The sequence below is a fragment of the Ideonella sp. B508-1 genome (genome assembly GCF_000333615.1).
Taxonomy (GTDB): domain Bacteria; phylum Pseudomonadota; class Gammaproteobacteria; order Burkholderiales; family Burkholderiaceae_C; genus Ideonella.
In genome coordinates, this window is sequence record NZ_BADL01000543.1 from 1 (window position 1) to 13,228 (window position 13,228).

Sequence of the window (13,228 nt, forward strand, 5' to 3'; positions counted from 1 at the left end):
TCAGCGCCACAAGGCGTTCGAGCTGGCACTGTTCAGGCGCGTGCCAGCCACCAGCTTGCCCGAGCTGAATGGGTCCTGGCCACCCGCCCCTGCATAGGGTTCCGGCTCGAACTTGCGAGGAGGCGCGATGGGCTCGACATTGGGCTTGGCGGCCAGCGCCTGCTGGTCCATCCAGGCCCGAAGGTCGTCGTTTTCACCGCTGCATGCGGCCAGCATCAGCGCGATGCAACCCAGCGGAATCAGCGAACGCGGGTTCATTTCTCGCCCTTCTTCGCGCCGTTCTTCTTCGCGTCGGCCGCACGCCGAACCTCTGCCACCTCGGCAGGGTCCAGATAGCGGTAAGTGCGCGCGGTAGCCTCCATCACCAGATTGCCGGAACTGGCGTCCTTGCCAGGCGGCGTGATGGAGAGATCGTGCAGAGTCACGATGCGAGACAGATTGGCGATATCCCCGGCAAACGCGCCAATGTCGTGGTAACGGCCCGAGACCTTGATGGCGATGGGCAACTCGGCGTAATAGTCCTTCACCGCCACCTGACCGGGCCGGAACAGGTCGATCTGAAGGCCTCGACCGATGCCTGCCTGGTTGATGTCAGACAAAAGCGCATCCATCTCGGCCTTGCCGGGCAGTTGCTTCTCGAGCTGAGTCACGTACTCCTGCACCTGCTCCTTCTGCTTGCGAAGTTCCCCCAAATTGACGGCCTGCGCCAACTTCTGGCTGTACTCGGCCTTGAGTTTAGGCTCCTTGTCCCGCTCGCTCTGCAGTCGGTCTGCCTCGTCACTGAGCAGGACCATCCAGCCCAAACCGATGACCAGCACGGCCGCAAACACCCAGACCACCACTTTGGGCAGGGTGGGCCATTGCCCCGGCTCCTTGGGATCCAGCCCCTGGAACTGGGCGCCCGCAGTCTTGAGGACCGCCGCGAGGTCGATGTCGATCTTCTTGCCTTTTGTCGCCATCACAACCTCACGATGCAGCCGGCTTGGGCGCTTGCTTGCCAGCAGGTTTGCCGGCTGCTGGCTTGCTGGCAGCGTCTGCTGCACCAGCGGGCTGCTTGATGTACACCTTCATGGAGAAATCGAACAGCCGACGCGAATCGCTGTCCCGCCCTGGGGAGTTGGTGGCAGCCTTGATCTCGACCAGTTCAGGCCGCTCAAGCCAGGGCGAGTTGTACAGCGCATTCCGAAGGAACTCGGACACCCTTTCGTTGGTCTCAGCCTTACCGGTCAAGGTCACCACGGAGCCCACTTGCCGAACCGCCGTCAGGTAGACCCCTTCAGGGGTTTGTTTCACCAGTTCATTCAACAGATAGACCGGAACATTCCGGTCGGTCTGAAGGTTTTCGACCGCGCTCTGCCGGGCCTTGAGGGCCTCGATTTCGGCTTTGAGGTCAGCGATGTCCTTGATCTTGAGGTCAAGCTGGGCGATCTCGGTCTTCAGGAAGGTGTTCCGGCCCTCCTGGGTCGAGATCATCTGCTGCAGAAGCCCGTACCAAATCATGAGCACGCCTACACCGATCAAGGCTGCCAAGCCGAGTGTCGAGAAGAAGGCGCGCCTGCGAGCCTGTCGTTTTGCCTCACGGTGAGGCAACAGGTTGATGAGAATCACTGCACAAACCTCCGCATCGCGAGGCCACAGGCCGTCAGATAGGAGGGCGCCTCGCGTTTGAGCTTGGCTTCACGCACCGCCGGCCCCAGTTTCATTCCCTCGAAGGGATTGACCACGCGGCAGTTGAACCCCGTGACCTCCTTCACCCGGTCACTCAACCCCGGCATGGCAGCCGTCCCACCCGCCAACATCACGTGATGCACCTTGTGGTGGGGGGTGCTGGTAAAGAAATACTGCAGAGCACGGCCAATCTCGTGCGCCAGGCTGTCCACGAAGGGGGTCAGCAGCGTCGGGCCATAGTCATCGGGCAGGTCACCGCTGAGTTTCTTCTGCTCGGCCTCTTCATAGGAGAAGCCGTATTGCCGCGAAATCAACTGCGTGAGCTGGGAGCCGCCAAAGGACTGATCACGGTCATAGAGCAGTTCTTCGTCGCGCAACACCTTCAGACTGGTCGTGTCCGCCCCTAACTCAAAGAGCGCCACCAGTGCATCCTTGCCCTTGTCCGGCAGGGACGCGATGATCCTGCCGATGGCCAAGCGAGAAGCATGAGACTCGATGTCCAGTACCACAGGCACCAGCCCGGCAGCCTCGGCCAGACCCTGCCGGTCCTGCACTCGATCCTTGCGAGAGGCCGCGATCAGCACGTCGACATCGCCGGCCGAGTTCGCGTTCGGACCGATGACGCAGAAATCCAGACTCACCTCGTCGAGCGAGAAGGGGATGTACTGGTGGGCCTCGGCCTCCACCTGCACCTCCATCTCCTCCTCCCTCAGACCGGCCGGCAGCACGATGCGCTTGGTGATGACCGAGGCCGCCGGCATGGCCATGACCACCTGGCGGTTTCGGCTGCCGCTGCGCGCAACCACGCGCCGCACTGCATCAGCAACCTCATCGAACTTCTCGATCTGACCGTCCACGATCCAGCCCTTCTCGAAGGGCTCGCTGGCCAGCCGCTCGAGCACCAAGTCCCCTGACGCAGTCTGACCCAACTCCACCAGCTTGACACTGGAGGTGCTGACGTCCAGACCCATCATCGGAGGATGTTTCCGGCCTGCAAGGCGTTCTAGAAAACCCACGAAAGACGGCTCCAGCAGCCAAGAATGGCCACGTTAAAGTTAAGAAGGCACTTCAATCCTAGCAGCAAGCCCGTTGACGCAACAAGGAATTCAGGTCAACTCGCACGACAGATCGTTGCACCACCGACGCGTTTGGTAAGAAAACGCTACACCCCCACACCGCTCGACACTCAGGCAGGCTTGAATCCGGACTGCCCGTACCGGCATGCCCCGTGGCAATTTTTATAATCCCGCACCCCTGCTGGGATCTTCATGACTGAGCCTGAACACACCCCTCCCCCCAAAGCCACCCCTCGTCCGTGGGGCCCTCGCCTGGCTTGGTTGCTCGGAAGGAGTCTGCTGTGGCTGCTGGGACTGACCGCCGCACTGGTCGTGTCCGTGGTGCTGTGCGGCGCGATCGCGCTGTCCGTCGCCTACCCCGCGCTGCCCGAACTCGACGCCATCACGGATTACCAGCCCAAGCTCCCCTTGCGGGTTTATTCCGCCGATGGGGTGCTGATGGGCGAATTTGGCGACGAGCGGCGTCATTTCACTCCCATTGCGCAGATTCCGAAGGTCATGCGTGATGCAGTCCTGGCCATTGAAGATGCCCGCTTCTACCAGCACAGTGGCGTTGACTACCTGGGCGTCCTGAGAGCCGGCCTGGCCCAGTTCGGCGGCGCCGGCAGCCAGGGCGCCTCCACGATCACCATGCAGGTGGCTCGCAACTTTTATCTCTCCACTGAAAAGACACTTACCCGCAAACTGTATGAGGTTCTGCTGGCCTTGAAGATCGAGAGCCAGCTCAGCAAGGACCAGATCCTCGAGATCTACATGAACCAGATCTATCTGGGGCAGCGTGCCCATGGCTTCGCGGCGGCCAGTGAGATCTATTTCGGCAAACCGCTGCAAAACCTGACGGTGGCCGAGGCTGCCATGTTGGCGGGCCTGCCCAAGGCCCCCTCGGCCTACAACCCGATCGCGAACCCCAAGCGCGCCACCATCCGGCAGCGCTACATCATCGATCGCATGCTCGAGAACGGCTTCATCACGGCGCAGGAGCGGGATGAGGCCCTGGCACAGAAGCTGGTGTACCGAGCCCCCAATGACATCCCGGTTCACGGCGAGTACGTGGCGGAACTGGCCCGGCAAATGATCTTTGCCGAGTACGGCCCGGACACCTACACCCGCGGCCTGCAAGTGCAACTGACCGTGCGATCCGACGAGCAGAACGTCGCCTACCGCGCATTGCGCAAGGGCTTGATGGACTACGAGCAGCGGCAGCATTACCGGGGCCCCGAGTCCTATGTCGACCTGCCCGCCGACCCCAAGGAACTGGATGCCCGCGTGGCCGAGGCCCTGACCGACCACCCCGACAACGACGAGCTGCGCGCCGCCGTCGTTCTCGATGCATCTCCACGCAAGGTGGTGGCCGCACTGCAGTCCGGCGAGGTGCTCACCATCACCGGTGACGGCCTCAAGCCCGTGCAGTCCGGCCTGTCAGACAAGGCAGACCCCAAAATCCAGATCCGCCGGGGCGCCATCGTTCGCGTCCTGCAGGATGCCAAGGGTTTGTGGACCCTGACCCAGCAACCCGAGGTCGAAGGCGCCTTTGTGTCCATGGACCCGAACACCGGCGCCATCCACGCCCTCGTGGGAGGGTTCGACTTCAACAAGAACAAGTTCAACCACGTCACACAGGCCTGGCGTCAGCCTGGCTCCAGCTTCAAGCCGTTCATCTACTCGGCCGCACTGGAAAAGGGCTTCGGCCCCGCCACGGTGGTGAACGACGCGCCGCTGTTCTTCGATGCCGGCACCACAGGCAGCCAACCCTGGGAGCCCAAAAACTACGACGGTACTTTCGATGGACCCATGACGCTTCGGCGGGCACTGGCCAAGTCGAAGAACATGGTGTCCATCCGGGTTCTGCAAGCCATCGGCGTGCCCTATGCACGGGACTGGATCACCCGTTTCGGCTTCGAGAAGGAAAAGCACGACCCCTATCTGACGATGGCGCTGGGAGCAGGCTCCGTCACCCCGATGCAGATGGTCGTCGCCTACAGCGTGTTCGCCAATGGTGGCTACCGCGTGGATCCGGTGCTGATCGCCAAGGTCTCCGACGCCCGCGGGCATGTGCTGCACGAGACCCCGCAGACCCAGCCAGCAGAAGGCCTGCGGGTGATCGAACCCCGCAACGCTTTCATGATCGACAGCCTGCTGCAGGAAGTGGCCCGCTCAGGCACGGCCGCCAAGGCCCAAGCCACCCTGAAGCGCCCCGACCTGTTCGGCAAGACCGGCACGACCAATGACTCCATGGACGCCTGGTTCGCCGGCTTCCAGCCCAGCCTGGCCGCCGTCGTCTGGATCGGCTACGACAACCCCCGAAAGCTGGGCTCCCGCGAAACGGGCGGGGGACTCGCCCTGCCGGTGTGGATCCAATACATGAGCACCGCCATCAAAAACGTTCCCGTCAGCGAGTACACGCCTCCGGCCGGCGTGGTCAATGTGAATGGCGAGTGGTACTACGAGGAATTTGCGAATGGCCAGGGCGTGAGCGCGCTCAGCGGCGACGAACACCTGCCGGCCACCCCCTCCCAGGACGAGAAGAAAGGGATCCTCGACCTGTTCCGATGAGATGCGGCAGAGAGCCCTCAGGCCGGCGAAGCAAAGGCCAGGGAGCACCCCGCCTGAGCCGACACATGGCGGGACAGGCTGGCGAAAAATTCCTGGCCTTCCCGCGTATCCACCCAATGGCTGCCATCGAATCGGAAATGGAAACCCCCATCCCGCGCCGCAAGCCAGATTTCATGCAAAGGGGGTTGCGTGTTCAGCACAATCTTGCTGCCATTGGGGAATGACAGCTCCAGCAGCCCCCCCGTGCGGTGCGTATCGATGTCCACCACATCCTGATCCAGCCACTGGTCGATTTGGGCCTCAACAGCCCCGAGTACGCTGGATGCCAAGCGGTGATAGTCCGAATCGGAGAGTACAAAAATGGTCATGAGCAAAATTCCGGGCATGCCCTCTCTGGGCCGTGGGGGCAGTGTAGCCACGCGGATGCCCCACCGCGGGCGAAGAGCCCTGTTTCCGACCCTGTTGCTCTGCTGCGCAACCTCCCTCTCCAGCTTGCTGAGCGCATGCGGTCAGCGCGCACCGCTGGTGCTGCCTGACCATGCCCTTCCCTCCGCCGCACAGCCAGCAGTTTCTTCACCCCACCCCTGAGCGGCAGCTCGCGACAGGCATAAAAAAACCGCCCCGAGGGGCGGTTTTTCTGTGCCTGCAGACCCCGCACTGGACGGGGCTGCTTTCGGCATCAGAAGCTGTGACGGATACCCACGTCGTAGCCGTTGCGGTTGTCGTCGGCCAGGCTGTTGGCAGCGATATCGCCACCGATACGTGCATAGTCAGCATACAGCTTGGTGCGCTTGGACAGGTTGTAGTCCACGCCAGCGCTGGCCTTCTTGTAGGTCTGTGCGCCAGCGACCCAATCCACCTTCGATTGCGCATAGCCAGCCTTGAACAGCAGGGCACCGTAGGGAGCAGTCGCACCCACCAGGAAACCCTTCACATCGCGGTCACCGGTGGAGGTGGTGCCACCGGTCGTGCCGCCAGCGTAGTTCGCGTACAGCTTGGCCATGCCGAAGTCATAGGCGCCACCCACGATCCACAGCTTGCCGTTCTGGGGGGAAATCTTCTCGTAGCCAACACCCACGTACAGGGGGCCGGCGGTGTAAGAGCCACCCGCAGCCACAGGCTTGTTCTGGGCAGTGGCTTCGGCGACGGACACCGAGCCCTTGAAGCCTTGGTAGCCGACGTCGTAGCGGACCGAGTTGTCCCAGCGACGCACGTCCAGCGTGTTGTTGAACGGGGTACCGGTGTTCCAGTTGGCAATGCGCAGAGCGGAGCCGATGTCACGCAGTTCGCCCACGGTCTCACCACCGAACGGGTCGAACGAGCTGATCACATCCCAGGCGCCGTTTTCTTGGCGACCCAGAGACAGCGTGCCGAACTTGGCGTGGGACAGGCCCACCATCGAGTAACGGTTCCAGAACTGGGTCGCCGCAGCGGTACCGGTGTCGGGGTTGAAACCATGCTCGAAGCGGAACACGGCCGACAGACCATTGCCCAGATCTTCCGTGCCCTTGAAGCCCAGACGGCTACCACCCACGGTGCCGTTGTCAGCGATCTGCTTGTCCTTGGACACCATCGGCTTGGCGAACGACTCATCCACGCGGCCGTAGATGGTCACAGACGATTGGGCAGAAGCCACGCCAGCCAGCGTACCCAGAACGGCGAGAGCGAGGAGGGATTTTTTCATTGCAACTATCTCCAGTGTGAGAGAACGAGAGATTCCACCGGCGTTCGTCGACACACCACATGAACTCCGAGCATTTCTGATCGCGATACGTCGCGTTATGAAACGTCTCGGGTGGGTGAACGGCCCATCGCGGAAGCTGACGCTATTGCACCAGAGCCCCATGGCGTCTGGCAAAGTCTTTCCGCGGATACAGGGGGCAGGCGTTGCCGACGCACAACGCAGCCGGCATGTAGCAAGATTGTCATAATCCTAGCGCAGGAATCCGTATTTCCACCAGTCTCCTCCCTGGATTTTTGCATTCCGGACACATCACCTCTCCGAATCACGCCCGCATGAACACCACGGTTGATGACTGGATCGGCGCAGCAGACAGCATGTTGCGCACTGTTTCGGGCGGTTCCAAAGCCCGACGCCCAAGCCCAGCACAAGGCATGCCCCCTGTCGCGCTGACACCCGAGGCCCAGAAACTTTCCGGCGCCCTGATGCGGGTGAACCACGTGGGCGAGGTCTGCGCCCAGGCCCTTTATGAGGCCCAAGCCCTGGGCAGCCGAACGCCCGCCCAGCGCCAGCACCTGCGCGAAGCCGCGCAGGACGAGGTGGATCACCTGGCCTGGACCAGCCGCCGACTGGAGGAGCTGGGATCCCACCGCAGTTGGCTGAACCCGCTCTGGTATGCCGGTGCGTTCGCCCTGGGCAGCCTGGCGGCCCGGGCTGGTGACCGCTGGAGCCTGGGCTTCGTGATCGAGACCGAGCGCCAGGTGGAGGCCCATCTGGCCGAGCACCTGTCACGCCTGCCGGCGGAAGACACCGCCTCGCGGGCCATCGTGGCCCAGATGAAGGACGACGAGGCCCGGCACGCCCAGGCCGCCGAAGCGGCCGGCGGCCATGTACTGCCTTGGCCCGTGCGTCAGGCCATGCGCCTGGCGGCCAAGGTCATGACCACCACCGCACACCACCTCTGAGGCGGCAGGCAGCTCAGGCCGCCTCCTTCACCTCGACGCTGGCGGTGATCTCCGCGGTGCGGCCCAGCATGGCTGTCGCCGAGCAGTACTTCTCGTGCGACAGCGCCACCGCGCGCTCCACCGCCGCCTGCGGCAGGCCCTTGCCCGTCACCACGAAGTGCAGATGCAGCTTGGTGAACACCTTGGGGTCCGTCTCGGCCCGTTCGGCCTTGAGCTGCACACTGCAGTCCCGCACGTCATGGCGGCCGCGCTTAAGGATCAGCACCACGTCATAGGCGGTGCAGCCGCCGGCGCCGGCCAGCAGCGTCTCCATCGGCCGGGGCGCCAGGTTGCGGCCACCGCCCTCGGGCGCGCCGTCCATCACCAGGGTGTGGCCGCTGCCCGTCACCGCCATCATTGCCATGCCGGCATCCGGCTCCCAGTGGATCGTGCACTCCATCGTCATTCCTTGTGTTCCGCCCCGGGACAAGCATCACCCCGGGACGGCGATTATCGGCAACCCGGACAAACCGGAACTGCGTCACAGGTCGTATCGGGGAAAACACACGCCGTCATTGCGGCGCAACATCGTGCGGGTGTACACTGATTGCCATCGCATTGATGGTTTACCGATCAATGCCCCGGTTGTCTCCTCCACCTCCTCCATTGGTGGATTCAGCCCGGAGCTTCGCGGCTCCGGGCTTTTTTCTGGGCGGTTCCGGCCGACATACCATGCGGTCCTCTTGCACCGCCTGATGACGCCGGGCGATGCGACACCCTTCGTCCCCACCGCATCCAGGAGAGTCCCATGGCTGGCGCCACCCCGGCGCGCCGCACTTCGCGCGCGCCCCTGAAAGCAACCCCGTCCCGCAGCCCCGCGCCCAGCCCCATCGACTACCTCCGCCGAATTCTGACCGCCAAGGTCTATGACGTGGCGATCGAATCGCCGCTGGACGCGGCCCGCACCTTGAGCCGCCGCCTGGGCAACCAGGTGCTGCTCAAGCGCGAGGACCTGCAGCCCGTGTTCAGCTTCAAGCTGCGCGGCGCGTACAACAAGATGGCCCACCTCACGCCCGAGCAGCTGAAGCGCGGCGTGATCTGCGCCTCGGCCGGCAACCACGCCCAGGGCGTGGCGCTGAGCGCCAAGCGCATGGGCTGCCGTGCGGTCATCGTGATGCCCACCACCACGCCCAAGCTCAAGATCGACGCCGTCGGCGCGCTGGGCGGCGAGGTGGTGCTGGCCGGCGAAAGCTACTCCGACGCCTATGCCCGCGCCATCGAGCTGCAGCAAGAGCAGGGTCTGACCTTCGTCCACCCCTTCGACGACCCGGACGTCATCGCCGGCCAGGGCACCATCGCGATGGAGATCCTGCGCCAGCACGAAGGCCCGATCGACGCGGTCTTCGTCGCCATCGGCGGTGGCGGCCTCATCTCGGGCGTGGCCGCCTACATCAAGGCCGTGCGCCCGGAGATCAAGGTCATCGGCGTGCAGACGGTCGATTCCGACGCGATGGCGCGCTCGGTCGAGGCCGGCCGGCGCGTGACGCTGGGCGACGTGGGCCTGTTCTCCGACGGCACCGCCGTCAAGCTGGTGGGCGAGGAGACCTTCCGCCTGGCCCGCGAGCTGGTGGACGGCTATGTGCGCGTCACCACCGACGAGCTCTGCGCGGCGATGAAGGACATCTTCCAGGACACCCGCAGCGTGGTCGAACCCGCCGGCGCCCTGGGCGTGGCCGGCCTCAAGCAGTACGCAGCCACCCACAAGTGCAAGGGTCAGACCTTCGTGGCCATCGCCTGCGGCGCCAACATGAACTTCGACCGCCTGCGTTTCGTCGCCGAGCGGGCCGAGTACGGCGAGCAGCGCGAAGCCCTGTTCGCCGTCACCATCCCCGAGGAGCGCGGCAGCTTCCGCCGCTTCTGCGAACTGGTGGGCTCGCGCAGCGTCACCGAGTTCAACTACCGCATCTCCGACACCCGGCAGGCGCATGTCTTCGTCGGCATGTCGATCAGCAAGCCCGACGAGGCCGACAAGATCGCCCGCAGCTTCCAGCGCCACCGCTTCGCCACCGTCAATCTGACGGACGACGAACTGGCCAAGGAGCATGTGCGCCACATGGTCGGCGGCCGCAGCAGCCTGGCCGAGGACGAGCGCATCTACCGCTTCGAATTCCCCGAGCGCCCGGGCGCGCTGATGCGCTTCCTCTCGGCCATGAGCCCGGACTGGAACATCAGCCTGTTCCACTACCGCAACCAGGGCGCCGACTACGGCCGCATCCTGGTCGGCCTGCAGGTGCCCAAGTCGGACAAGAAGGCCTTCAAGGCCTTCCTGGACGGCCTGGCCTACCCCTGCGTGGACGAGACGGACAACCCGATCTACCGTCTCTTCCTGCGCTGAGCACCGCAGCGCCGGCACGGCACCGGCAGGGGCTTCGGCCCCGCCGGGCACTCGGGTGTCCGCGGCTCGCTAGACTGGCGTCCTGTTTGACCCACACCGCTGCGCACCCGACGCCATGGCCCTGACCGAACCCGCCGTCCTCCAAGCCCTGCAAGCCGTCATCGACCCGTTGACCGGCAAGGACTTCGTCAGCACCCGGCAGATCAAGAACCTGCGCCTGGGCGGCGAAGGCGCCAGCTTCGAACTGGTGCTGGGCTACCCGGCCCGCAGCCTGCACGCCAGCCTGCGCCAGCAACTGACCGACGCCCTGCGCCAGGCCGGCCTCACCGGGCCGGTCGAGATCGACATCCGCAGCGAGATCACCCCGCACCAGGTGCAGCGCGGCGTGGCCCTGCTGCCCGGCGTGAAGAACATCATCGCCGTGGCCTCCGGCAAGGGCGGCGTGGGCAAGAGCACCACCACCGTCAACCTGGCCCTGGCCCTGGCAGCCGAAGGTGCGCGCGTCGGCATCCTGGACGCCGACATCTACGGCCCCAGCCAGCCGATGATGATGGGCCTGTCGGGCCAGCGCCCCGAGACGCTGGACGGCCAGAGCATGGAGCCGCTGCAGAACCACGGCGTACAGGTCAACTCCATCGGCTTCCTGGTCGCGCCGGACGAGGCCATGATCTGGCGCGGCCCCATGGCCACCCAGGCCCTGGACCAGCTGCTGCGCCAGACGAACTGGAAGGATCTGGACTACCTGCTGGTGGACATGCCCCCGGGCACCGGCGACATCCAGCTGACCCTGAGCCAGCGCGTGCCCATCACCGGCGCGGTCATCGTCACCACGCCGCAGGACATCGCGCTGCTGGACGCCAAGAAGGGCCTGAAGATGTTCGAGAAGGTGGGCGTGCCCATCCTGGGCATCGTCGAGAACATGGCCGTCTACTGCTGTCCCAACTGCGGCCACACCGAGCACATCTTCGGCGCCGAGGGCGGCAAGAAGATGGCCGCCGAGTACGGCGTGGACTACCTGGGCGCCCTGCCGCTGAACCTGTCCATCCGTGAGCAGGCCGATGCCGGGAACCCCACCGTGGTGGCCCAGCCCGACGGCGAGATCGCCGGCCTTTACAAGAGCGTGGCCCGCCAGGTGGCGGTCAAGGTGGCACAGCGGGCCAAGGACTTCTCGTCCAAGTTCCCCACCATCACCGTCTCGAAGAACACCTGAGCGAGCGTCCGTGCCCGATGCGATCGCCCGCGAGGCCATCACCGGCCTGGTGCTGGCCGGCGGCCAGGGGCGGCGCATGGGCGGGCAGGACAAGGGCCTGCTGACCCTGCACGGCCAGGCCCTGGCGGCCCGGGCGCTGCAGCGCCTGGCACCGCAGGTGGGCCCCACCGCCCTGAGCGCCAACCGTCACCTGGACCTGTACGAGGCCCTGGGCGTGCCCGTCTGGCCCGACACCCTGCCCGACCAGCCGGGCCCCCTGGCCGGCCTGCTCACCGGCATGACCCACGCGCAGACGCCCTGGCTGGCCAGCGTGCCCTGCGACTGCCCGGACTTTCCGGCCGACCTGGTGGCCCGCCTGGCCGCCGCTGCACAGGCTCAGCAGGCCGATCTGGCGGTGGCCGTGGCCCCGGCGCCGCACGAGGCCGGCCGCCGGGCCCCCAAGCTGCACCCGGTCTTCTGCCTGGCCCGCACCGCGCTGCGCGAGGACCTGGCCGCCTACTTGGGCCAGGGTGGCCGCCGCGTGCGCGACTGGCTGGGCCGCCACCGCACGGTGGAGGTCGCCTTCGAAGACGGTGCCGCCTTCCTCAACGTCAACACCCCCGAGGATCTGGTGCGGCGCCACGCTGGCTGACGCTGCGCAGCCCGCGGCCTGGCTTGGGGTCGCACAATCGTCCGCATCCTCACCCCGCCCCGAGATGCCCACGATGCTCGCGATGACGCTACCGGCCATTGGCCAGCCCCTGGTCCCCCAGACCCGCCCTTTGCCCGAACCGGGCCCGGGCGAGGTGCGCCTGGCGGTGCGGGCCTGCGCCGTCTGCCGCACCGATCTGCACGTGGTCGATGGCGACCTGCCACCCGGCCCCCTGCCCATCGTGCCCGGCCACGAGATCGTCGGCACGGTCGAGGCCCTGGGCGCGGGCGTGAGCGGACTGGCCCTGGGCGAGCGCGTGGGCGTGCCCTGGCTGGGCGGCACCTGCGGCCATTGCTTCTACTGCGGACGCGGCCAGGAGAACCTGTGCGACACACCGGTCTTCACCGGCTACGGGCGCGACGGCGGCTTCGCCACCCATGTCGTGGCCAACGCGCAGTACTGTTTCTCGCTGGAGGACCTGCCACTGGACGATGTGCACGCCGCCCCGCTGATGTGCGCCGGCCTGATCGGCTGGCGCGCGCTGCGCATGGCCGGCGATGCGCAGACCATCGGCCTCTACGGCTTCGGCGCGGCCGCCCACCTGATCGCCCAGGTGGCCCGCCAGCAGGGCCGCCGCGTGCTGGCCTTCACCCGGCCGGGCGACACGGCTGCGCAGGAGCTGGCCCGCTCGCTCGGCGCCGTCTGGGCCGGTGGCTCGGACGAGCCCTCGCCCGAGCCGCTGGACGCCGCGCTGATCTTCGCCCCGGTGGGCGCGTTGGTGCCGATCTCGCTGGGCCAGCTGCGCAAGGGCGGCACGGTGGTCTGCGCCGGCATCCACATGAGCGAAATCCCGGCCTTCCGCTACCGCCTGCTGTGGGAGGAGCGACAGATCCGCTCGGTGGCCAACCTCACCCGGGCCGATGGCGAGGCATTCCTGGCCGCCGCCCGCACCCTGCAGCTGGAGGTGACGACCACCGTCTTCCCGCTGACGGAAGCCAACGAGGCCCTGCGCCAGCTGCGCGCGGGCGAGCTGGTGGGCGCGGCGGTGCTGGTGCCCTGAGCGGCTCCGC

At 65.8% G+C, this 13,228-nt stretch carries 13 protein-coding genes; 6 read left to right on the forward strand and 7 right to left on the reverse strand.

What is annotated here, in order from left to right; all coding sequences use genetic code 11:
• The 4 genes from I73_RS29650 to I73_RS21225 are packed head-to-tail and all read right to left on the reverse strand — an operon-like array spanning position 1 to position 2,642.
• Positions 1 to 258, reverse strand: a complete 258-nt coding sequence (locus I73_RS29650; protein ID WP_022982455.1) for a pilus assembly protein PilP — start codon at positions 256 to 258, stop codon at positions 1 to 3.
• Positions 255 to 959 (reverse strand): type 4a pilus biogenesis protein PilO, encoded by a 705-nt coding sequence (locus I73_RS21215; RefSeq protein WP_022982456.1) that lies wholly within the window; start codon positions 957 to 959, stop codon positions 255 to 257. Before I73_RS21215 ends, I73_RS29650 begins: the two co-directional genes overlap by 4 nt.
• A gap of 7 nt (positions 960 to 966) precedes the next feature.
• Positions 967 to 1,608, reverse strand: coding sequence for a PilN domain-containing protein (locus tag I73_RS21220; protein WP_022982457.1), 642 nt, complete (start codon positions 1,606 to 1,608; stop codon positions 967 to 969).
• Positions 1,605 to 2,642 (reverse strand): pilus assembly protein PilM, encoded by a 1,038-nt coding sequence (locus I73_RS21225; protein ID WP_051049315.1) that lies wholly within the window; start codon positions 2,640 to 2,642, stop codon positions 1,605 to 1,607. The genes I73_RS21220 and I73_RS21225 overlap by 4 nt, the downstream gene beginning before the upstream one ends.
• Before the next feature lie 294 nt (positions 2,643 to 2,936).
• Here I73_RS21225 and I73_RS21230 point away from each other — a divergent pair, with 294 nt between their 5' ends.
• Positions 2,937 to 5,297 carry a penicillin-binding protein 1A gene (locus I73_RS21230; protein WP_026097027.1) on the forward strand — a complete coding sequence of 787 codons (2,361 nt, stop codon included), beginning with the start codon at positions 2,937 to 2,939 and terminating at the stop codon, positions 5,295 to 5,297.
• 17 nt (positions 5,298 to 5,314) lie between these two features.
• On the opposite strand, the gene cyaY is transcribed toward I73_RS21230, so the two are convergent.
• Positions 5,315 to 5,665, reverse strand: coding sequence for an iron donor protein CyaY (cyaY, locus tag I73_RS21235; protein WP_026097028.1), 351 nt, complete (start codon positions 5,663 to 5,665; stop codon positions 5,315 to 5,317).
• A gap of 311 nt (positions 5,666 to 5,976) precedes the next feature.
• Positions 5,977 to 6,981, reverse strand: coding sequence for a porin (locus I73_RS31110; protein ID WP_159105914.1), 1,005 nt, complete (start codon positions 6,979 to 6,981; stop codon positions 5,977 to 5,979).
• Between the two features lie 332 nt (positions 6,982 to 7,313).
• Between I73_RS31110 and coq7 the strand changes: the two genes are divergently transcribed.
• Positions 7,314 to 7,943: a 2-polyprenyl-3-methyl-6-methoxy-1,4-benzoquinone monooxygenase gene (gene coq7 / locus I73_RS21245; protein ID WP_022982462.1), complete on the forward strand. Its 630-nt coding sequence runs from the start codon at positions 7,314 to 7,316 to the stop codon at positions 7,941 to 7,943.
• Between the two features lie 13 nt (positions 7,944 to 7,956).
• Here coq7 and I73_RS21250 read toward each other — a convergent pair whose 3' ends face one another.
• Complete coding sequence (locus I73_RS21250) at positions 7,957 to 8,382, reverse strand: OsmC family protein (protein WP_022982463.1); 426 nt, start codon at positions 8,380 to 8,382, stop codon at positions 7,957 to 7,959.
• A 348-nt stretch (positions 8,383 to 8,730) separates the two neighbouring features.
• On the opposite strand from I73_RS21250, the gene ilvA reads away from it, so the two are divergent.
• The 4 genes from ilvA to I73_RS21270 all read left to right on the forward strand — a co-directional run bounded on the left by ilvA (position 8,731) and on the right by I73_RS21270 (position 13,218).
• On the forward strand, positions 8,731 to 10,317 hold the full coding sequence (ilvA, locus tag I73_RS21255) for a threonine ammonia-lyase, biosynthetic (protein ID WP_022982464.1): 1,587 nt from the start codon (positions 8,731 to 8,733) through the stop codon (positions 10,315 to 10,317).
• Between the two features lie 115 nt (positions 10,318 to 10,432).
• Positions 10,433 to 11,527 carry an iron-sulfur cluster carrier protein ApbC gene (apbC, locus tag I73_RS21260; RefSeq protein ID WP_022982465.1) on the forward strand — a complete coding sequence of 365 codons (1,095 nt, stop codon included), beginning with the start codon at positions 10,433 to 10,435 and terminating at the stop codon, positions 11,525 to 11,527.
• 10 nt (positions 11,528 to 11,537) lie between these two features.
• Positions 11,538 to 12,158 (forward strand): molybdenum cofactor guanylyltransferase MobA, encoded by a 621-nt coding sequence (gene mobA / locus I73_RS21265; protein ID WP_022982466.1) that lies wholly within the window; start codon positions 11,538 to 11,540, stop codon positions 12,156 to 12,158.
• Positions 12,159 to 12,222: 64 nt separating this feature from the next.
• The gene (locus I73_RS21270) at positions 12,223 to 13,218 is read left to right on the forward strand and encodes a zinc-dependent alcohol dehydrogenase family protein (protein ID WP_199899079.1); all 996 of its coding nucleotides are present in this window, start codon (positions 12,223 to 12,225) and stop codon (positions 13,216 to 13,218) included.
• Positions 13,219 to 13,228 lie beyond the last annotated feature (10 nt).

Coding starts and splice junctions, on each gene's coding strand:
- I73_RS29650 (WP_022982455.1), bottom strand. CDS start 258: ATGAACCCGCGTTCGCTGATTCCGCTGGGTTGCATCGCGCTGATGCTG.
- I73_RS21215 (WP_022982456.1), bottom strand. CDS start 959: ATGGCGACAAAAGGCAAGAAGATCGACATCGACCTCGCGGCGGTCCTC.
- I73_RS21225 (WP_051049315.1), bottom strand. CDS start 2,642: ATGATGGGTCTGGACGTCAGCACCTCCAGTGTCAAGCTGGTGGAGTTG.
- I73_RS21230 (WP_026097027.1), top strand. CDS start 2,937: ATGACTGAGCCTGAACACACCCCTCCCCCCAAAGCCACCCCTCGTCCG.
- cyaY (WP_026097028.1), bottom strand. CDS start 5,665: ATGACCATTTTTGTACTCTCCGATTCGGACTATCACCGCTTGGCATCC.
- I73_RS31110 (WP_159105914.1), bottom strand. CDS start 6,981: ATGAAAAAATCCCTCCTCGCTCTCGCCGTTCTGGGTACGCTGGCTGGC.
- coq7 (WP_022982462.1), top strand. CDS start 7,314: ATGAACACCACGGTTGATGACTGGATCGGCGCAGCAGACAGCATGTTG.
- I73_RS21250 (WP_022982463.1), bottom strand. CDS start 8,382: ATGGAGTGCACGATCCACTGGGAGCCGGATGCCGGCATGGCAATGATG.
- ilvA (WP_022982464.1), top strand. CDS start 8,731: ATGGCTGGCGCCACCCCGGCGCGCCGCACTTCGCGCGCGCCCCTGAAA.
- apbC (WP_022982465.1), top strand. CDS start 10,433: ATGGCCCTGACCGAACCCGCCGTCCTCCAAGCCCTGCAAGCCGTCATC.
- I73_RS21270 (WP_199899079.1), top strand. CDS start 12,223: ATGCCCACGATGCTCGCGATGACGCTACCGGCCATTGGCCAGCCCCTG.